Annotated in this window: 17 protein-coding genes; 4 read left to right on the top strand and 13 right to left on the bottom strand. The window is 72.4% G+C overall.

What is annotated here, in order from left to right:
- Positions 1 to 28 precede the first annotated feature (28 nt).
- From ACGFZA_RS19390 to ACGFZA_RS19370, 5 genes are all read right to left on the bottom strand, one after another.
- Positions 29 to 1,033: a 2-hydroxyacid dehydrogenase gene (locus tag ACGFZA_RS19390; protein ID WP_385279366.1), complete on the bottom strand. Its 1,005-nt coding sequence runs from the start codon at positions 1,031 to 1,033 to the stop codon at positions 29 to 31.
- Between the two features lie 104 nt (positions 1,034 to 1,137).
- A complete protein-coding gene (locus ACGFZA_RS19385; protein WP_385279363.1) occupies positions 1,138 to 2,166 on the bottom strand; it encodes a 6-phosphofructokinase in 1,029 nt (342 codons plus the stop codon).
- 111 nt (positions 2,167 to 2,277) lie between these two features.
- Positions 2,278 to 2,973 (bottom strand): response regulator, encoded by a 696-nt coding sequence (locus tag ACGFZA_RS19380; RefSeq protein WP_385279360.1) that lies wholly within the window; start codon positions 2,971 to 2,973, stop codon positions 2,278 to 2,280.
- Positions 2,970 to 4,196 carry a MacS family sensor histidine kinase gene (gene macS, locus ACGFZA_RS19375; protein WP_385279677.1) on the bottom strand — a complete coding sequence of 409 codons (1,227 nt, stop codon included), beginning with the start codon at positions 4,194 to 4,196 and terminating at the stop codon, positions 2,970 to 2,972. Before macS ends, ACGFZA_RS19380 begins: the two co-directional genes overlap by 4 nt.
- 82 nt (positions 4,197 to 4,278) lie before the next feature.
- Positions 4,279 to 5,043 carry a lysophospholipid acyltransferase family protein gene (locus ACGFZA_RS19370; RefSeq protein ID WP_385279357.1) on the bottom strand — a complete coding sequence of 255 codons (765 nt, stop codon included), beginning with the start codon at positions 5,041 to 5,043 and terminating at the stop codon, positions 4,279 to 4,281.
- A 197-nt stretch (positions 5,044 to 5,240) separates the two neighbouring features.
- Here ACGFZA_RS19370 and ACGFZA_RS19365 point away from each other — a divergent pair, with 197 nt between their 5' ends.
- Positions 5,241 to 6,020, top strand: a complete 780-nt coding sequence (locus ACGFZA_RS19365; protein WP_385279355.1) for an alpha/beta hydrolase — start codon at positions 5,241 to 5,243, stop codon at positions 6,018 to 6,020.
- Entirely contained in the window at positions 6,013 to 6,687 is a 675-nt protein-coding gene (locus tag ACGFZA_RS19360; RefSeq protein WP_385279354.1) for a hypothetical protein, read from the top strand. The genes ACGFZA_RS19365 and ACGFZA_RS19360 overlap by 8 nt, the downstream gene beginning before the upstream one ends.
- Before the next feature lie 524 nt (positions 6,688 to 7,211).
- On the opposite strand, the gene ACGFZA_RS19355 is transcribed toward ACGFZA_RS19360, so the two are convergent.
- The 6 genes from ACGFZA_RS19355 to ACGFZA_RS19330 form a co-directional block, all read right to left on the bottom strand.
- Entirely contained in the window at positions 7,212 to 8,027 is an 816-nt protein-coding gene (locus ACGFZA_RS19355; protein ID WP_393680442.1) for an endonuclease/exonuclease/phosphatase family protein, read from the bottom strand.
- Between the two features lie 78 nt (positions 8,028 to 8,105).
- A complete protein-coding gene (locus ACGFZA_RS19350) occupies positions 8,106 to 9,047 on the bottom strand; it encodes an ROK family glucokinase (RefSeq protein ID WP_356323761.1) in 942 nt (313 codons plus the stop codon).
- A 73-nt stretch (positions 9,048 to 9,120) separates the two neighbouring features.
- Positions 9,121 to 9,579, bottom strand: a complete 459-nt coding sequence (locus tag ACGFZA_RS19345; RefSeq protein WP_385287799.1) for a DUF5304 domain-containing protein — start codon at positions 9,577 to 9,579, stop codon at positions 9,121 to 9,123.
- A gap of 83 nt (positions 9,580 to 9,662) precedes the next feature.
- A complete protein-coding gene (locus ACGFZA_RS19340) occupies positions 9,663 to 10,877 on the bottom strand; it encodes an ArsA family ATPase (protein ID WP_393680439.1) in 1,215 nt (404 codons plus the stop codon).
- A gap of 4 nt (positions 10,878 to 10,881) precedes the next feature.
- The gene (locus tag ACGFZA_RS19335) at positions 10,882 to 11,331 is read right to left on the bottom strand and encodes an SRPBCC family protein (RefSeq protein ID WP_148017697.1); all 450 of its coding nucleotides are present in this window, start codon (positions 11,329 to 11,331) and stop codon (positions 10,882 to 10,884) included.
- A 111-nt stretch (positions 11,332 to 11,442) separates the two neighbouring features.
- Positions 11,443 to 12,249: a metallophosphoesterase gene (locus ACGFZA_RS19330; protein WP_393680436.1), complete on the bottom strand. Its 807-nt coding sequence runs from the start codon at positions 12,247 to 12,249 to the stop codon at positions 11,443 to 11,445.
- Between the two features lie 279 nt (positions 12,250 to 12,528).
- Between ACGFZA_RS19330 and ACGFZA_RS19325 the strand changes: the two genes are divergently transcribed.
- Positions 12,529 to 14,325, top strand: coding sequence for an AMP-dependent synthetase/ligase (locus ACGFZA_RS19325; protein ID WP_393680434.1), 1,797 nt, complete (start codon positions 12,529 to 12,531; stop codon positions 14,323 to 14,325).
- Positions 14,326 to 14,380: 55 nt separating this feature from the next.
- Here ACGFZA_RS19325 and ACGFZA_RS19320 read toward each other — a convergent pair whose 3' ends face one another.
- Positions 14,381 to 15,523 (bottom strand): glycosyltransferase family 4 protein, encoded by a 1,143-nt coding sequence (locus ACGFZA_RS19320; RefSeq protein ID WP_385287809.1) that lies wholly within the window; start codon positions 15,521 to 15,523, stop codon positions 14,381 to 14,383.
- A 184-nt stretch (positions 15,524 to 15,707) separates the two neighbouring features.
- Here ACGFZA_RS19320 and ACGFZA_RS19315 point away from each other — a divergent pair, with 184 nt between their 5' ends.
- Positions 15,708 to 17,009, top strand: a complete 1,302-nt coding sequence (locus ACGFZA_RS19315) for a glycosyltransferase 87 family protein (protein WP_393680431.1) — start codon at positions 15,708 to 15,710, stop codon at positions 17,007 to 17,009.
- Here the strand turns inward: ACGFZA_RS19315 and ACGFZA_RS19310 are convergent.
- Entirely contained in the window at positions 16,966 to 18,219 is a 1,254-nt protein-coding gene (locus tag ACGFZA_RS19310) for a hypothetical protein (RefSeq protein ID WP_393680429.1), read from the bottom strand. The two genes, ACGFZA_RS19315 and ACGFZA_RS19310, sit on opposite strands and share 44 nt — an antisense overlap.
- Positions 18,220 to 18,244: the final 25 nt, after the last annotated feature.

Below are 18,244 nucleotides of genomic sequence, written 5' to 3'. Positions count from 1 at the left end.
CGCGGACGCCCGGGCCCCGGGGAGGTTCTCAGGGTCCGGGCGGCGCCGGGACCAGTACGTTCTCGCTGCGGCGTCCGGCCAGGTAGTCGTCGACGTTCTGGACCGTGGCGGCGATGATCTGGCCCAGGGCGTCCTCGGTGTAGTACGCCTGGTGCGAGGTGACGAGGACGTTCGGGAAGGTGACGAGCCGGGCCAGGGTGTCGTCGTCGACGCCTTCCAGGGACTTGTCGAGGAAGAAGAGCCCGGCCTCCGCCTCGTACACGTCGAGTCCGACCCCCAGGAAGCGGCCCGCCCGCAACTCCCCGACCAGCGCCGAGGTGTCGATCAGTCCGCCGCGGCTGGAGTTGATCAGGATCGCGTCGTCCTTCATGTGGGCCAGGGCGTCCTTGCCGATGATGTGGTGGGTCGAGGGCAGCAGCGGGACATGGAGGCTGATCAGGTCGGACTCGGCGAGGAGCTGTTCCTTGTCGACGTAGCGCATGCCGAGCTCCACGCAGGCCGGGTTCTCGGCGACGTCCCAGCCGAGCAGATTCATGCCGAAGCCATGGGCGATACGGGTGAAGGCCTCGCCGATCTTGCCCGTGCCGATGATGCCGGCCGTGCGGCCGTGCATGTCCCGGCCGAGGAGGCCGTCGAGGCGGAAGTCGAAGTCCCGGGTGCGGGTCGTGGCGCGCACGATGCGGCGGTTGGCCGCCATGGCGAGGGCCCAGGCGAATTCGGCGACGGAGTAGGGCGAGTACCAGGAGACCCGGGCGACCCGCAGGGCCAGGCGCTCGGCCACGTCCAGATCGATGTTGTTGAAGCCGGTGGAACGCTGGGCGATCATCTGCGTGCCGCCGGCCGCGAGGGTCTGCAGGACGCGGCTGCCCAGGTCGGCGTTGACACTGGTGGAGACGATCTCGTAGCCCGCCGCGATGGGTGCGGTGTCCGGGGTGAGGAAGACGTCCAGACACCGGACCTCGTGCTTCCCGGCGAAGGCCTTCTCGATCAGGGGCTTCTCGTCGGACTGCACACCGAATGCCAGGATTTCCACGACGTCTCCTGTGACTGATGCGGGCGAGGTGCGGGGCCGCTCGGGGAGCGGGCCCCGCGGGGCCGGTCATCGCGAATATACGACCCGCTCCCCCGGCCCGCCGCTCAGCCGAAGAAGACCCCCGCCTCCGCGTAGAGCGCCGGATCGACCGTCTTGAGCCGGGCGGTCGCCTCCGCCATGGGTACCCGCACGATGTCCGTGCCCCGCAGCGCGACCATCTTCCCGAAGTCGCCTTCGCGTACGGCCTCGATGGCGTGCAGCCCGAAGCGGGTGGCCAGCCAGCGGTCGAAGGCGCTGGGGGTGCCGCCGCGCTGGATGTGGCCGAGCACCGTGGTCCTGGCCTCCTTGCCGGTGCGGCTCTCGATCTCCTTGGCGAGCCATTCGCCGACGCCGGAGAGGCGGACATGACCGAAGGAGTCGTGCGACCCGTCCTTGAGGACCATCTCGCCCTGCGCGGGCACGGCCCCTTCGGCGACCACCACGATCGGCGCGTAGCTCGCCCGGAACCGTGAGGTCACCCAGGCGCAGACCTGGTCGGTGTCGAAGCGCTGTTCCGGGATGAGGATGACGTTGGCGCCGCCCGCCAGCCCCGAGTGGAGCGCGATCCAGCCGGCGTGGCGGCCCATCACCTCGACGACGAGGACCCGCATATGGGATTCGGCCGTGGTGTGCAGCCGGTCGATGGCCTCGGTCGCGATGTTGACGGCGGTGTCGAAGCCGAAGGTGTAGTCGGTGGCGGACAGATCGTTGTCGATGGTCTTCGGGACACCGACGCAGGGGACGCCGTACGTGTCGGACAGGGTGGCCGCCACGCCGAGGGTGTCCTCGCCGCCGATCGCGACGAGGGCGTCGACCTCGTACGTGGCGAGGTTGTCCCTGATCCGGCGGACGCCGTGCTCGGCGTTGAGCGGATTGGTGCGCGAGGACCCGAGGATGGTGCCGCCGCGCGGTAGGATGCCGCGCACCGCCGGGATGGAGAGCGGAACCGTCACGCCCTCCAGCGCTCCGCGCCAGCCGTCCCGGAAACCGATGAAGCCGTAGTCGTACTCCTGCACGCCCTTGCGGACGATGGCGCGGATGACCGCGTTGAGCCCGGGGCAGTCGCCGCCCCCGGTCAGTACTCCGACCCGCATGGAAGCATCCCTTCGCCGAAGTGAGCCCACTCGGCTCCACGCTAAGGGTGACCCAGGTCACTCCGGGATGGGTCGTACGGTCAATTCCCGTGCAATGCACGGGAATTGATCTCAGGCGTCGTCGAGGCCGCGCTCGATCGCGTACCGCACGAGCTCCACCCTGTTGTGCAGCTGGAGCTTGCCCAGGGTGTTCTGGACGTGGTTCTGGACGGTGCGGTGCGAGATGACCAGCCGTTCGGCGATCTGTTTGTACGAGAGCCCCTTGGCCACCAGCCGCAGCACCTCGGTCTCCCGGTCGGTGAGCTCCGGGGCCTTCGGCTCGTTCGACGCGACGGGTGCGGGTTCGGAGGCCAGCCTCCGGTACTCGCCGAGCACGAGTCCGGCGAGGCCGGGGGTGAAGACCGGGTCGCCGACGGCGGTGCTGCGGACCGCCTCGGTCAGCTCCTGGGTGCTCGCCGACTTCAGCAGATAGCCGGTGGCTCCGGACTTGACCGCCTCCAGTACGTCGGCGTGCTCACCGCTCGCGGAGAGCACCAGGACCCGCAGCCCGGGCTGCGAGCCGACGAGCTCCTTGCAGACCTGGACGCCCGGCATCCCGGGCAGGTTGAGGTCGAGGACCAGGACGTCCGGGGTGACCGCCCCGGCCCGGCGGACCGCCTGCGGGCCGTCGCCCGCGGTCGCCACCACATCGAAGCCGGCCTCGGCGAGATCGCGGGCGACGGCGTCGCGCCACATCGGATGGTCGTCGACCACCATCACCCTGATGGGCCGCTGCCGCCCGTCGCCCTCTTCGGTTGCTGCGCTCATCGGACTGAACCCGCCTTCCCCCGTGTCATCTTCGGAACCTTCAATTCGACCTCGGTGCCCTGTCCGGGGACCGAGATCAACTCTGCCGTACCGCCCAGGTCGCGCAGCCGCCCGCGGATCGACAGGGCGACGCCGAGGCGCCCCTCCCCCTCGGCCTGGGCGAGCCGGCCCTCCGGGATGCCGGGTCCGTCGTCCCGGACGGTGACGATCACCTCGTCCGGCCAGTCCTCGACCAGGATCCACGCCCGCGCGCTCTCCCCCGCGTGCACCCGGACATTGTCCAGGGCCGCGCCGACGGCCGCCGCCAGCTCCCCGGCCGCCGCGGGCGGGAGCAGCACCGGTGCGCCGGGCTCCGCGAAGGTCACCCGCGATCCGGCGTGCGGGGCGAGCAGGCCCCGCAGATCGGTGTCGCCCGGCGCGTCCGGCTCGTCGTCGTCCACCTCGACGGTGCGCACCACGGCCCCCTCGGCCGCGTCCTCGGACACCCGGGTGGGAGGCACCAGACCGCTGGAGACCAGCGAGCGCAGGGCGACCTCCTGCTCCCCGGCCATCCGGCCCAGTTCGGCGGCCTCGCCCCCGAGCGCCGTGCCCCGGCGCTGCACCATGGCGAGGACCTGGAGCACGCTGTCGTGGATGTCCCGGGCCAGGCGTTCCCGCTCCCGGGTGGCGGCCTCGATCTCCAGGGCGCGGGCGAGGGTGCGCTCACTGGCGCGGGCGACCTCGACGACGTACCCGATGGCGATGGAGGCGACCCAGACCAGCAGGACGTTGTGCAGGGTGTCGCGGCTGGGTTCGGCGCGCTCGATCAGGTTGGCGACGGCGACGAAGGTGGAGGCGAAGGCCGCCCACCGCCAGCCGCCCTTGATCGCGAAGGCCAGGACGGAACCGGCCGTCCAGATGGACGGCAGGGTCGGACCGTCGACGTGCTGGGCCTGGAAGTCGGCGAGCGGGGTGACGAGGATGCCGATGAGCGCGAGCGTGAGGTCCGCGCCCAGGAAGCGCTTGGTGCAGGCCGCGGCGCCGGCGACCTTCGGCAGGGTGGCGAGCGTCCACACGGTCATGACCGCCAGGAAGGCGACGGCCACCCACGGCCGGTCGTACTTCTCGCGTCCGAAGACGGCGAGCAGGATCGCGTAGAGCATCGTCAGGAGGCGGTACGCGGTCAGGGCACGCCACAGCGGCTGCTCGACCGACATCCTCACGACCCGCACACGTCTGGCCATCATCTTCTCCCCCACGCCCGCTTCCTCTCCCCCGGGCCCGGACGGACCCACGCCCGGACGGACCCCCTTCGCGCACGCGGGCTCAGGCGCTCCCGCGGTCCGTTTCCTGCTCGTCCCGGCCGCCGGACGCGGTCTTCCCGGCGGCTTCCGCCCGCTGCTTCGCCTCGTCGGCGAGCTGCCGCTTGGCGGCGGTCGCGTAGATGTCGACGTACTCCTGGCCGGAGAGCTTCATGATCTCGTACATGACCTCGTCGGTGACCGAGCGCAGGATGAAGCGGTCGCCGTCCATGCCGTGGTAGCGGCTGAAGTCGAGCGGCTTGCCGATCCTGATCCCCGGGCGCATCAGCTTGGGCATCACCTGGCCGGGCGGCTGGATCTTCTCCGTGTCGATCATCGCGACGGGAATGACTGGCGCACCGGTGGCGAGCGCCACCCGGGCGAGGCCGCCGGGCTTGCCCCGGTAGAGACGGCCGTCGGGCGACCGGGTGCCCTCCGGGTAGATGCCGAACAGGCCGCCGCTCTCGATGACCTCGATGCCGGCCTTGATCGCCGCCTCGCCGGCCCCGCGGGCGCCCGAGCGGTCGACCGGGAGCTGTCCCACACCCTTGAAGAAGGCGGCGGTGAGCTTTCCCTTGACCCCGGGCGCGGTGAAGTACTCGGCCTTGGCGATGAAGGTGACCTTGCGGTCCAGGACGGCGGGGAGGAAGAAGGAGTCGGAGAACGACAGATGGTTGCTGGCGAGGATCGCGGGGCCGTGCGCGGGGATGTTCTCCAGGCCCTCCACCCACGGCCTGAAGGCGAGCTTCAGAGAGCCGCCGATGGAGAACTTCATAGCGCCGTAGATCAACTCGGGTGCCTCCTGTGTGCTGTCCGACAGACCTTAACCCGTGCCGCGTCCGGCGCTCCTGCCCGGCACGGGCGGGGTGTCCGCAGCCCCGGCCGGTGACGGCCCTGGTCGGTGTCGGCCCGGTCGCGTACGGTGAAGTAATCCTTCTGCACTCCCCCCTTTCGCTCCCCTTCGAGCCTCACGAACAGGAGACCCCGGTGCCGGTCCTTCCTGGAGCCGAGCCGTTCCGCCACGAGGGCGGAGAGGTCGGCGTCCTCCTCTGTCACGGATTCACCGGCTCCCCGCAGTCGCTGCGCCCCTGGGCCGACTATCTGGCGGAGCGCGGGCTCACGGTCTCGCTGCCGCTGCTGCCCGGGCACGGCACCCGCTGGGAAGACATGCAGGTGACCGGCTGGCAGGACTGGTACGCGGAGGTGGACCGGGCGCTGCGGGAGCTGCTGGAGCGGTGCGAGCAGGTCTTCGTGTTCGGCCTCTCGATGGGTGGCGCGCTGTCCCTGCGGCTCGCGGCCAAGCACGGCGACGCCGTCCGGGGCCTCGTGCTGGTCAATCCGGCCAACAAGGTGCACGGCCTGTCGGCGTACGCCCTGCCGGTCGCCCGTCATCTGGTCCGGACGACGAAGGGACTGGCGAGCGACATCGCGCTGGAGGGTTCCCACGAGGTGGGCTACGACCGGGTGCCGCTGCACGCGGCGCACTCGGTGCGGAAGTTCTTCCGGCTGGTCGACGCCGAGCTTCCCCAGGTGACCCAGCCGGTCCTGCTGCTGCACAGCCCGCAGGACCATGTGGTGCCGCCCGCCGACACCGCGCGGATCCTGAGCCGGATCTCCTCGACGGATGTCGAGGAGATCCTGTTGGAACAGAGCTACCACGTCGCGACGTTGGACCACGATGCGGAGCGGATCTTCGACGAGAGCTACTCGTTCATCGGCCGCCTCGCTCCGAGCGTCGGGAAGAAGGGGAGCAGGTCCGGTGGCTGAGCAGGACGCGGAGCGCACAGGCAGCGAGGAGGAGCGCGAGCCGCTCCCCGCCGGGGGGACGGCCGTGCCCGACGAGGACGGCGGCGCCCCGGCGCCGGAGGTCCCGCCCGCGCCGCCCACGGGCGCGGACGGCGAGCGCCCGGTGGACGAGGACGCCGTCTGGAAGGCGATCGTCGAGGGATACGGGGAGGAGCCGCCGGACCCGCCGGGTGCCAGGCCCTTCCGGTCCATCGAGGACCTCGCCCTTCCGGAGGAGGACTCCGTCGCGCCGGACCCGGACAAGGGCCTCGGGAAGAGCCGGCCCAAGCCGCCGGAGAAGCCGCTCGGCAGTTCGGTCGTCTTCGCCCCGGGCGTCGGCGGTCCGCGTGACTTCGAACCTGCGGAACCCGTCGAGGGCGACATCGACGACGACAGCGCCGAGGGGCACTTCGTACCGCCGGAGCCGCCGCCGCTGCCGGAGGCCGACGTCACGGCGAAGTTCGCCTGGCTCGCGGTGGTCGGCGGTCCCGTCCTCCTGCTGCTGGCGGTGCTGCTCCAGTGGGAGATGACCTGGTGGCTCACCACGGTCGGCGTGGGCGGCTTCCTGGGCGGCTTCGTGACGCTGGTGGCGCGGATGGAACACGACGACGAGGACGGGGACGACCCCGGCCGCGGCGCGGTGGTCTGAGGGGGGGTGGCCCTGCCCGGTCCCCGGGCTGGGGGTTCCGTCCTCAATCGCCGGACGGGCTTGGTGGTGCGGGTGTTCCCGTGGGGTGCGGGTGCTTCCGCGGTGGTGCGGTGCGCCGTTCCCCGGTGGGTGGGGTCCGGGGCCCCTCCGGGGCGTCTCCTCAAACGACGAACGTTCCGCGGGTACGCGAGGAACCCGGGTCGATGTTCGTCGTCCTGCGGGGACTCCCCTGCACGGCCCCGGCCCCGACCGCCCTGCGTCTGCGACAGACGCCGGGCCGGTGTACAGACGCAGGCGATACCGGGTGGGGGCGTGCAGGGGAGTCCCCGCAGGAAATGGCGTACGACCCGGGTCCTGCGCGTTGCCGGGTGAACACGCCATTTCTGAGGAGACGCCCCGGAGGGCCCCCACCCCCACCCACCGGGCAAAGGCGCACCCCGCACCCCGCGGAGCGACCCGCACCCCTCAAGCCCGTCCGGCGATTGAGGACGGAACCCTCCGCCCCGCGGAGCGACCCGTACGCCTCAAGCCTGTCCGGCGCTTGAGGACGGAACCCCGCCGCCCCGCGCAGCACCCGCACCCCGCACCCCGGACACCGGCACCCGCAGCGCGGCCAGCACCGGCAGGTGGTCGGTCGCTGCCAGAACGTCGGCCTCGGAGACCCCGGGCAGTCCCGTCGGGACCCCGCAGCCGAGCACCTCGATGCCGTCGGTCGCGAAGACGGCGTCGAGCCGCTTGTGCGGGTCGTGCGGCGGGAAGGTGTGTTCGCCGCCCCGGGGCCGTACCGCCCAGCAGTCCTGGAGCCGCCCGGCGAGCAGCCGGAACGCCCGCCCGCTCGGTACGTCGTTGAGGTCGCCGGCCACGACCACATGGTCCACGCCCATCGCGTCCACCGTCTCCAGCAGCCGTTTCGCCTGGGCGAGGCGTTCACGGCGTTCCAGGCTCAGATGGCAGCTCAGCACGCCGATCCGGGTGCCGGCGATCCGGACCACGGCGGTGGCGAAACCTCTGCGGTGCAGTCCAGGGGTGAGCGGCAGCAGGACGTCCTCGGTGCGCTCCACCGTGGCGCGGAGCGAGCAGAGCAGCAGGGGTCCCGCCGCGGTGGCACCGCCTCCGAGGATCACCAGGTCGCTGCGGGCGGCGAGCCGGGCGGCTGCTTTGCGCCAGCGGAAGAAGCGGGGCGCCTCCTGGACGAGCACCAGGTCGGGTGCGCAGGCCTGGATGACGCGGGCCAGCGCCGCGCAGTCGTCGCGCATCGACCGGACGTTGTAGCTGAGCACCCTGATGACGGCCGAGCCGTCCTGCTCGGTACGGGATTCTGGCAGCGACATCATGGCCATGCGGTTCACGATACGGCGGACGCCCGCCGCTCCCGAGGGGGCGCGACGGGCGTCCGGTGTGTCCGTGTCCAGCTCGGGTCAGCCCTGGCGGGCCAGGTCCGCCGCGCCCACCAGACCGGCCTTGCCGCCCAGTTGGGCCGCGAGCACCTGGGCGTGCGGACGCCACTCGCCGCCGATCAGCCAGCGCCGGAACGACTTGCGGATCGGGTCGAGGACCAGCTCACCCTCGTCCGAGACGCCGCCGCCGACGATGAAGGCGGACGGGTCGAAGAGCGAGGCGAGGTCGGCCAGTCCGGCGCCGGCCCAGCGGGCCAGCTCGCGGAACGAGTCGACGGCCACCGGGCAGCCCTGCCGGGCGGCCTCGCTGATGTGCTTGCCCTCGATGCCCTCGACCGTGCCGTCACCGAGCGCCAGCAGGATCGTGGCGTTCTCGGGCGTGGCGTTGGCGCGCTGCTTCGCGTACCGCACGAGCGCGCGCCCCGAGGCGTACTGCTCCCAGCAGCCCTGGCTGCCGCAACCGCAGAGCAGCCCGTCCGGGACGACCCGGATGTGGCCGAACTCGGCGGCCACGCCGAAGCGTCCGCGGCGCAGCTTGTTGCCGATGATGATGCCGCCGCCCAGCCCGGTGCCGAGCGTGATGCAGATGACGTCCTCGTGGCCCTGGCCGGCGCCGAAGCGGTATTCGCCCCAGGCGGCCGCGTTGGCGTCGTTCTCCACGACCACCGGAAGGCCGACGCGCTGCTCGACCTTGTCCTTCAGCGGCTCGTGCCGCCAGTTGATGTTCGGCGCGAACAGCACCGTGGCCCGCTTGTCGTCGACGTATCCGGCCGCGCCGATGCCGACGGCCTCGACCGGGTGTCCCTCGCTCGCGCCGGACACCGCCGCCGCGATGGCGTCCACGATGCCTTCGGCCGTCGGCGGGGTCGGCACCTTGAAGGTCGAGAGGATGTGGCCCTCTTCGTCGACCACTCCAGCTGCGATCTTCGTGCCGCCGATATCGACGCCGATGGTGAGTCCCATGAATCCCTCAGTTTCGGTCGAGCCCCGCTGAGGCAACCGTACCCGAGGCCGGACCCCGCCCTGTCGGTGCCGGTCAGTCCAGGTCGATGTGTTCGCCGGCGCCTGGCCCCTCGTTACGGGGGTCGGTGGGGTCTTCCGCCTTCTTTTCCGTGCCTGCGGGGTCCCCCGCGCCCTGGGTCCAGCGGCGTTCCTGGCCCTCGACCGCAGAGCGGTATGCGGCGAGCAGTTCGCTGCCGGCTGCGGCGATGTGATCGAAAACGTCCGGATTGCGCTCGATGACGGGCTCGACGGCGGACTTCGCCTGCTTGATGACCTGCTGGACGGCGCTCTGGGCCCCCGCGCCGAGCAGCGGCGTCGAGAGGGTTCCGAGCTTGTCGGTCACGGCGTCGACCAGCTTGCGCAGCTCCTCGGCGGCGGAGCCGGGGGGCGGGCCGTACTCCGCGCGGCGGCGGGCCTTCTCGGCGGCGAGGTCCTCGGCGCAGGCCTGCGCCCACGCGTCGTCGTCGGTGGGACGATCGGTGGCTTCGCTCATGGCGGACTCCTGCGACGTGGCGGAACGGCGTCCCGGCGGCCGGGACCCCTACCAACGACGGTACCCGAACGGTGGTGGGCCGTTCAGCTCGTCCTCGGCCACAGTGCGGGGTCCGGCGTGAAGCGGACCCGCAGCACCCCGTCGGTGAGGGCCGCGCCGGAGACGGTGCAGCGGCGCAGCGCGGACTCCAGGGGCACGATGCGGTGGAAGGGGCCGACGGTGAGAAGCAGTTCGCTGCCGCGCCGGACCAGATGGAGGTCCTTCTTGACGGCGCCGGGAAGGCGCAGGCACCAGACGAGTATCCCGTCGGCGCCGTCCTGCCCTTCCGGGGCTCCGGCCTCCTCGGTCCACCAGGGGTCCTCGGCGCGGCCGCCCTCCCGGGCGTCCGGGGCCAGGGCCGGCACGTCGTCCGCGAGGCCGGTGAGGTCACCGGGGCCCTGCGGGTCGCGGCCGAGGTGGGGCACCTGGAGCGGCGGGGCCTCGGCGGGCCGCTCCTCGCGCCAGTGGTCGAGGCACTTCTCCTGTTGTGCGGCGAGCGCGGCGAACCAGGGGTCGGGCGAGTGCCGGGGCAGCACCTTGCTGGCCACCAGGGCGTCGACCCGCAGCCCGTGCAGGGCGAGCCCGGTGCGGGCGGTGCGCAGGGCGTCCTCGGCGGCCGGGCCCGGTTCGGCGACCAGCCGGAGCGTGGTCGCCCGGTCCTCGATCAGCGCCTGGACCTCGGCCAGTTCGGCGTCGCGCCGGGCGGCGGCCTCGTACAGCCACTGGGCGGGCATGGGCACACCCGCGAGCTGCGCGAGCATCGGGCGCAGGGCGCGGGCGGCCTGGCGTTCTTGGGGCAGCAGCCGGCGCAGGTAGCGGCGCAGTTGCTCGGGCAGGGCCAGCACGGCGAGGGCTTCGCGCAGCGGCGGCAGGTCGACGACGACGAGGTCGTAGCCGTCGCGGGACCAGTCACCGTGTGCGGCGCGGCGCAGGGAGTGCAGCAGGGCGAGTTCGGCGCTGCCGGGGAGCTCGGTGAGTTCCTCACCGTCCATGCGGTTGCCGCCGAGCAGGTCGAGCACGCTCGACAACTGCTCCTGAAGGGTGAGGAGTTCGCTGCGGAAGTGCGCGCCGGAGTCGATCCGGACGGACCACAGTCCGTCCGTGACGGCGGTGGGCCGCGTGGCCGACGGGAAGCCGGGTATGACGTCGGCGGAGATCAGCAGGGTGCGCTGTCCGCCGCGGGCGCCGGCCAGTGCGGTGGCCGCGGCCACGGTGGTACGGCCGGCGCCGCCGAGGCCGGTGACCAGGACCGTACGCACCGGGTCAGGCCTTCGGGACGGACTCGACACGCTTCTTGAGACCGGCCAGGGCGCGGTCGATGATGACCTTCTCGGCCTTGCGCTTGATCATGCCGAGCATCGGGATCTTGACGTCGACCGTCAGCCGGTAGGTGACCTCGGTGCGGTCGCCGTCGCCGAGCGGCGCGAGCGCGTACGAGCCGTCGATGGCGCGCAGCATCTGGGACTTGACCAGGGTCCAGCTGACCTCGTAGTCGCCGATCCAGGTGTACGCGAGGGTGTGGTCGTCCTTGATCGCGCCGGCGTCCAGGACGAGGCGGACCTTCTCGGCGCGGCCGCGGTCGTCGGTGCCGAGCACCTCGGCCTCCTTGACCTCACCGGTCCATTCCGGATAGCGGTCGAAGTCGGCGATCACACCCATGACGTCGGCCGGTGCCGCCTCGATCGTGATGCTCGAGCTGGTGTGTTCAGCCATCGCTGTGGCCCTCCAGTGCGGTGTACCGGTCGGTCGGCAGAGGCCTGCCGCCAGAAGGCTATCGCGTGAGCGCCGCGCCTCGGCCCAGGGCCCGGCGGTGCGGGGGCGCGGTCACCACTCCAGGGCCCAGGGCCGGCCGGTCGAGGCGAAGTGGCCGACGTTCACGCACTCGGTGTCGCCGATCCGCATCCGGCGGGCCAGCGGCTGGTGGACGTGGCCGAACAGGGCATAGCGGGGGCGGGTGCGGCGGATGGCGTCGAGCAGGGCCCGGCTGCCGCGCTCGAACCGGCGCGCCACGGTGTCGTACGTCAGCTCCGGAACCTCGGGCGGGATGTGCGTGCAGAGCACGTCGACCTGACCGATCGCCTCGATCTTGGCGGCGTACTCCTCGTCGCTGATCTCGTACGGGGTGCGCATCGGGGTCTGCAGGCCGCCGCCGATGAAGCCGAAGACGCGGCCGCCGATCTCGACGCGGTCGCCGTCCAGGACGGTGGTGCCGGGGCCCGCGTACTCGGGCCACAGGTCCGGGATGTCGACATTGCCGTAGGTGGCGTACGTCGGGGTGGGCAGCGCGGCGAACATCTCGGCGTACTGCTTGCGGACGGCGGAGAGGATCGCCGCGTTGCGGTCCAGGCCCGCCCACAGCTCCCGGCCGAAGTCCCGGGCCTCCTCGAACCGGCGCTCGGTGCGCAGGGCGACGATCCGGTCGGCGTTCTCGACGCCGAAGAGGTCGGGGAAGATTCCGCGCGAGTGATCCGCGTAGTCGAGGAAGAGCACCAGGTCACCCAGGCAGATGAGGGCGTCGGCGCCGTCCCCGGCACGGGCCAGCGCCTCGGTGTTGCCGTGCACGTCACTGACCACGTGGACGCGGGTGCGCCGTCCTTCGGAGGCGTCCCGGGTGTTCGGTCCTGCTCGCATGACGATCACCCTAGGACTCCGGCGGCCACGTGGGTAGAGGCGGCCGGACCTGCGGTTACCTCCGGGTGTTGAACGAGGTGCACTACTGTGCGGATGAGGACCACCGATATGTGTGACGCATAAGACATCTGGTCCGAACCCCCTATCCGGAACCGAGTACCGGTGGGTAACGTCCGGGCAGTCCAGTCGTGCTCACCCCACTGAGCACCCCCGATCTTGGACCGCAGCCGGTGCGTCACACAGAGCCGTGGCACCGGAGCCCGATGAGGAGCAGCAGTCTTGCGCGAGTTCAGCCTTCCGGCCCTGTACGAGGTCCCCTCGGACGGCAACCTGACGGATCTCATCCGCCGCAATGCCGCTCAGCACGCCGACGTCGCGGTGATGAGCCGCAAGGTGGCCGGCGTCTGGACGGACGTGACGGCCACCCAGTTCCTGGCCGAGGTCAGAGCGGCGGCCAAAGGGCTGATCGCCGCCGGTGTCGAGCCCGGCGACCGGGTCGCCCTGATGTCCCGCACCCGCTACGAGTGGGTGCAGCTGGACTTCGCGATCTGGAGCGCGGGCGCCGTCACGGTGCCGGTGTACGAGACGAGCTCCGCCGAGCAGGTCCAGTGGATCCTCGGCGACTCGGGCGCGGTCGCGGTCCTGGTGGAGAGCGACGCCCACGCGCAGGCCGTGGCCTCGGTGCGCGACCGGCTGCCGGCGCTGCGCCACGTGTGGCAGATCGACAAGGGCGCGGTCGACACGCTGACGGCGTCGGGCGCGGAGGTCTCCGAGGAGACCGTGGACCTGCGCAGCGTGAGCGCCAAGGCCGACGACCCGGCCACCATCGTCTACACCTCGGGCACCACCGGCCGCCCCAAGGGCTGTGTGCTGACCCACCGCAGCTTCTTCGCGGAGTGCGGCAACGTGGTGGAGCGGCTGCGGCCGCTGTTCCGTACCGGCGAGTGCTCCGTGCTGCTCTTCCTGCCCGCCGCGCACGTCTTCGGCCGGCTGGTCGAGGTCGCCTCCGTGATGGCGCCGATCAAACTCGGCTGCGTACCGGACATCAAGAACCTCACCGATGAGCTGGCCGCGTTCCGGCCGACCCTGATCCTCGGGGTGCCGCGGGTCTTCGAGAAGGTCTACAACTCGGCCCGCGCCAAGGCCCAGGCCGACGGCAAGGGCAAGATCTTCGACAAGGCCGCGAACACGGCGATCGCCTACAGCCGCGCGCTGAGCACGCCGCAGGGTCCGTCCGTGGGCCTGAAGTTCAAGCACAGGGTCTTCGACCGGCTGGTCTACAGCAAGCTGCGGGCCGTGCTCGGCGGACGCGGCGAGTACGCGATCTCCGGCGGCGCACCGCTGGGCGAGCGGCTCGGCCACTTCTACCGGGGCATCGGCTTCACCGTCCTGGAGGGCTACGGCCTGACGGAGTCCTGCGCGGCCACCGCCTTCAACCCGTGGGACCGCCAGAAGATCGGTACGGTCGGCCAGCCGCTGCCCGGCTCCGTCGTGCGGATCGCCGACGACGGCGAGGTGCTGCTGCACGGCGAGCACCTGTTCTCCGGCTACTGGAACAACGAGACGGCGACGGCCGAGGCACTGGCCGACGGCTGGTTCCACACCGGTGACATCGGCACCCTCGACGAGGACGGCTACCTCGCGATCACCGGTCGCAAGAAGGAGATCATCGTCACGGCGGGCGGCAAGAACGTCGCTCCCGCCGTCATCGAGGACCGCATCCGCGGGCACGCCCTGGTGGCGGAGTGCATGGTCGTCGGCGACGGCCGTCCGTTCGTGGGCGCGCTGGTGACGCTGGACGAGGAGTTCCTGGGCCACTGGGCCGAAGAGCACGGCAAGCCCGTCGGCTCGGCCGCCCTGTCGCTGCGCGAGGACCCGGAGCTGCTGGCCGAGGTGCAGCGCGCGATCGACGACGGCAACGCCGCGGTGTCCAAGGCCGAGTCCGTACGCAGGTTCCGCATCCTGGCCGCCCAGTTCACCGAGGAGGCGGGCCACATCACGCCGTCGCTGAAGCTGAAGCGGAACGTGGTGGCCAAGGACTTCGCCGACGAGGTGGAGTCGATCTACCGCGCCTGACGCCGCGCGACCGGAAGGGGCCCGTCCTGCGGGCCCCTTCCGCGTGCCCGGTCGCTCAGAGCAGTTCCCTGAGCCGCTCCGCGAGCAGGTCCCAGCGCCACTTCTCCTCGACCCAGGCCCGGCCCCGCTCCCCCATCCGCTGCCTCAGTTCCGCGTCGCCGAGCAGTGCGACGATCCGCTCCGCCGATTCCTCGGCCGAGCCGCCGCGCACCACCCACCCGGTCTCGCCGTCGAGTACCGCGTCGGGGGCTCCGCCCGAGTCGCCCGCCACCACCGGCAGCCCGGTCGCCGACGCCTCCAGGTAGACGATGCCGAGGCCCTCGACGTCGAGGCCGCCGCGCCGGGTGCGGCAGGGCATGGCGAAGACGTCGCCGGCCCCGTAGTGCGCGGGCAGCTCCTCCCAGGGCACCGGGCCGGTGAACCGCACCGAGTCCCGCACCCCGGTCTGCGCGGCCAGCTTCTCCAGTTCCCCGGCGTACGGTCCGCCGCCGACGATCAGCAGGACCGCGTCGGGCACCTCGGCCAGGATCGCCGGCATCGCGAGGATCAGGGTGTCCTGGCCCTTGCGGGGCACCAGCCGGGACACGCAGACGACGACGGGCCGGTCGGTGAGCCCGAGCCGGGCCCTGACGCGGGCGCCGCCGGAATCCGGGTGGAAGGTCTTCTCGTCGACGCCGGGCGGGAGCTGGACCATGCGGCCCGCGGCCGCCGGGGTGAGCGCCGCGGCGATACGGGAGCGGGTGTACTCGCCCAGGTAGGTGATCGTGTCCGTGCCCTCGCCGATCCGCCGCAGCAGCTGCCGGGAGGCGGGCAGCTGGGCCCATCCGGCCTCGTGCCCGTGGGTGGTGGCGACGAGCCTGCGCGCTCCGGCCCGGCGCAGCGCCGGCGCCATCAGCCCGAGCGGGGCGGCGGCGCCGAACCAGACGGACGAACAGCCGTGGGTCCGCAGCAGCTGCGCGGCGCGCCGGGTCACCCTCGGGGTCGGCAGCAGCATGGTCGTTCGATCGCGGACCACGGTGAAGGGCTGCTCTGCGTCGAAGGCGGCGGTGGCCGCCGCGCCCTCGGCGCCGCGCTTCCAGGTGGAGGCGTAGACGACGACCTGTTCCGGGTCCAGGCGGAGCGCCATGTTGTGCAGGAACGCCTGGATGCCACCGGGGCGGGGCGGGAAGTCATTGGTCACGATCAAGGTCTTGTCCATCGCCGCCGACAGTACCGGGCGGCCGCGTTCCCCCGCCGTCGGCGGTACCGGTGGCCCGCCCGGGGCCGGTCCGGGATGCCCGGCTACGCCACGAGGGATCCCGGGCCCGGTCCTGTGGCTCCCGCACAGCGGGGGCGGGCATCATGGCACCTCGTACGACGGACGGAACGGGTGAGGGCGGGTCATGACGGGTTCGAGCGGCACACGGCCGGCAGCTTTCGCGGTGTGGGCGCTCACGAGATCCCTGTTGCTGCTCTGCGTCATCAAGGTGATCACTCTGCCGGGCCCGGACGTGACGAGCGATGTGTCGGTGATCTACCACGGCTGGTACGACGTGCTGAGGTCGGGCAGCTATCCGCAGTCCGACGTGACCTGGCAGTATCCGCCGGTCGCGGCGCTCGCGATCCTCTCCCCCGCCCTGCTGCCCTTCCTGGACTACGCCTCGGCCTTCTTCGTGCTGGCCTTCCTGTGCGACGCGCTGGTGCTGGGCCTGCTGCTGTACGCGGGCCGGGGCGCCGCCCGGCGCACGGCCGGTGTGTGGGTGTGGGTGGCGGGGGTGCCGCTGCTCGGGACGACCGCGTACGCCCGGTACGACGTGATGGTGACGGCCGTCGCGGTGGCGGCCCTGCTCACGGGGGTCCGGCATCCGCGCGTGCTGGGGGCACTGGCGGCCTTCGGGGCGCTGCTGAAGGTGTGGCCGGCGCTGGTGCTCGCCGGTACGGCACGTGGCCGCAGGACCCGTCTGGCGTGGACCACGGCGGCCGGGGCGGCGGCCGGGCTGCTGGTGCTGTGCACCGCGGCGGCGCCCGGGGCGCTGGCGTTCCTAGGGTTCCAGCGGGACCGGGGCACCGAGGTCGAGTCGCTGGGGGCACTGGTCTTCCATGTGGCGCGGCAGTTCGGCTGGCAGGGCCGGGTGGAGCTGCACTACGGCTCACTGGAGTTCCTGGGGCCGCACGTGCCGCTGGTGAGCACCCTCTCCCTGGGGCTGAGCGTCGTCGCGTTCGGCTGGCTGCTGGTGTGGCGGCTGCGCGCCCGCACGTTCGGGGTGAGCACGACGGCGGACGCGGCGTTCACCGCGGTGCTGCTGTTCACCACCACGAGCCGGGTGATCAGTCCCCAGTACATGCTGTGGCTGGTCGGTCTGGCGGCGGTGTGCCTGGTCTTCCGGGAGAGCCGGATGGGCTGGCCGGCGGCACTGGTGCTGGTGGCGACCGGCGTCACCCAGCTGGAGTTCCCGCTCGGCTTCATCCACGTGGTGACCAGCGACGCGACGGGCGTGACGCTGATGTTCGTCCGCAACGGACTGCTGGTCGCCGCGTCCCTGCTCGCGTGCGCGCGGCTGTGGCGGGACACCGTGCGCGGCCCGGGGCACGCCGCCCCGGCGGACACGGTGCCCGCCGACGCCGTTCCGGCCGCGGACCCGCCACTCGGCGCGCCCCCGCTCAGCCGAGCCGGCTCTCCAGATACTCCCGCCAGCGCACCGTGAAGTCCTGCGGAGTCGTGCCGAGCACCTCGTGCAGGGCCTGCTCCACCGCCCCGTCCCGCCCTGAGTGGCCCCCGACGGCCCGGTAGAAGGCGAACAGCTTCTCCTCGCCCCAGTGGCCGGCGATGAGCTCGCAGGCCAGCCAGCCGCCCTCGTACGCCCTCGCCAGCCGGTCCGCGTCACCGGCGAAACCGAAGTCCTCGTCCGTGGGCAGCGCGGCGGGCACGTCGCCGCCGCGGACGGTGTCGGCGAGTTCGGGGGCGATCTCGGCGGCGGTGCGGTCCTGGGTCCGGTAGGCGGCCCAGTCCGCGAAGCCCTCGGAGAGCCAGGCCGGGGTGGCGGAGGAGGTGGCGGTGCGGGTGGCCACATGGGTGGTCTCGTGGGTGAGGACCACGCGCTGCCCGAAGGCGCCGAGCATGGCGTACGCCTCCGGGTTGACGATCACCCGGTCGGCGGGCGCCTTCCCCGCGCCACCTGTCTCGCCGGTCGTCACGGCCGCTATGCCCCGGTAGTTCGAGGCGGGCGAGCCGAGCAGCTCCGCCATGTCCGTCACGGTGCCGGGCACCAGCACCACCACGCGCCCCGCCCAGTGCTCCGGCCAGGCGGCGGAGACGTCGGGCACCGCCCGGTCGGCGGTGGCGGCGATCCCCTTCAGCTCGTCCCGGGTCCGGCCGACCCCCAGCACCAGGCTGTACGCGCCGCGCACCACCTCGACGTCGCCCTGCTCCCAGAGCTGTCCGCCGCCGTCCTCGGCGGCCCGGTCGGCGGTGAGGTACCAGCGGCCGTCGGCCGGGTCCCGCTCCAGGTCGAGCACCCGGTCGACGGAGACCGGTGCGCTGTCGTAGCCCTCGATCCGGTACCCGAGCCGCACATCGGCGGTGGCCCGGTCGGTCCCGTGCGCGGCGAGGTCCGTCACCCGGTAGGTCCAGGAGGCGAGCGGTACGTCCGCGAGGTGGCCGAACTCCTTGCGCTGAGAGCTCCTCAGCGCGGTGGCGTCCGGGTCCACGACGGCGACGTAGGCGTCCTCGTCGTGGTGCAGCACGGCGGCGGCACGGCGGTCCAGCGTGGCGCGGACGTCGCGGGCGGCGGTGTCGGGGGCCTTGTCGGCCGGGGCCGCGCAGCCGGCCGCGCACAGCAGCGCGGCGAGCACGGCACCCGCCGCGCGCCGTCCTGTGCCGCATGCCCGCCCTGCGGTACGCCCCTGATCAGCCACATGACCGAGGGTAAGGGCTGTCGGG

It is taken from the genome of Streptomyces sp. NPDC048211 (genome assembly GCF_043202315.1).
In the GTDB taxonomy this organism is placed as follows: domain Bacteria; phylum Actinomycetota; class Actinomycetes; order Streptomycetales; family Streptomycetaceae; genus Streptomyces.
The sequence above is the reverse complement of the archived record's forward strand: the minus strand, read 5'-3'. Positions and strand labels throughout refer to the sequence as shown.

Bases quoted from the DNA above. Each gene is read 5' to 3' on its own strand.
- ACGFZA_RS19385 (WP_385279363.1), bottom strand. From the start codon at position 2,166: ATGCGGGTCGGAGTACTGACCGGGGGCGGCGACTGCCCCGGGCTCAAC.
- ACGFZA_RS19380 (WP_385279360.1), bottom strand. From the start codon at position 2,973: ATGAGCGCAGCAACCGAAGAGGGCGACGGGCGGCAGCGGCCCATCAGG.
- macS (WP_385279677.1), bottom strand. From the start codon at position 4,196: ATGGCCAGACGTGTGCGGGTCGTGAGGATGTCGGTCGAGCAGCCGCTG.
- ACGFZA_RS19355 (WP_393680442.1), bottom strand. From the start codon at position 8,027: ATGGCCATGATGTCGCTGCCAGAATCCCGTACCGAGCAGGACGGCTCG.
- ACGFZA_RS19350 (WP_356323761.1), bottom strand. From the start codon at position 9,047: ATGGGACTCACCATCGGCGTCGATATCGGCGGCACGAAGATCGCAGCT.
- ACGFZA_RS19345 (WP_385287799.1), bottom strand. From the start codon at position 9,579: ATGAGCGAAGCCACCGATCGTCCCACCGACGACGACGCGTGGGCGCAG.
- ACGFZA_RS19335 (WP_148017697.1), bottom strand. From the start codon at position 11,331: ATGGCTGAACACACCAGCTCGAGCATCACGATCGAGGCGGCACCGGCC.
- ACGFZA_RS19330 (WP_393680436.1), bottom strand. From the start codon at position 12,249: ATGCGAGCAGGACCGAACACCCGGGACGCCTCCGAAGGACGGCGCACC.
- ACGFZA_RS19320 (WP_385287809.1), bottom strand. From the start codon at position 15,523: ATGGACAAGACCTTGATCGTGACCAATGACTTCCCGCCCCGCCCCGGT.
- ACGFZA_RS19315 (WP_393680431.1), top strand. From the start codon at position 15,708: ATGACGGGTTCGAGCGGCACACGGCCGGCAGCTTTCGCGGTGTGGGCG.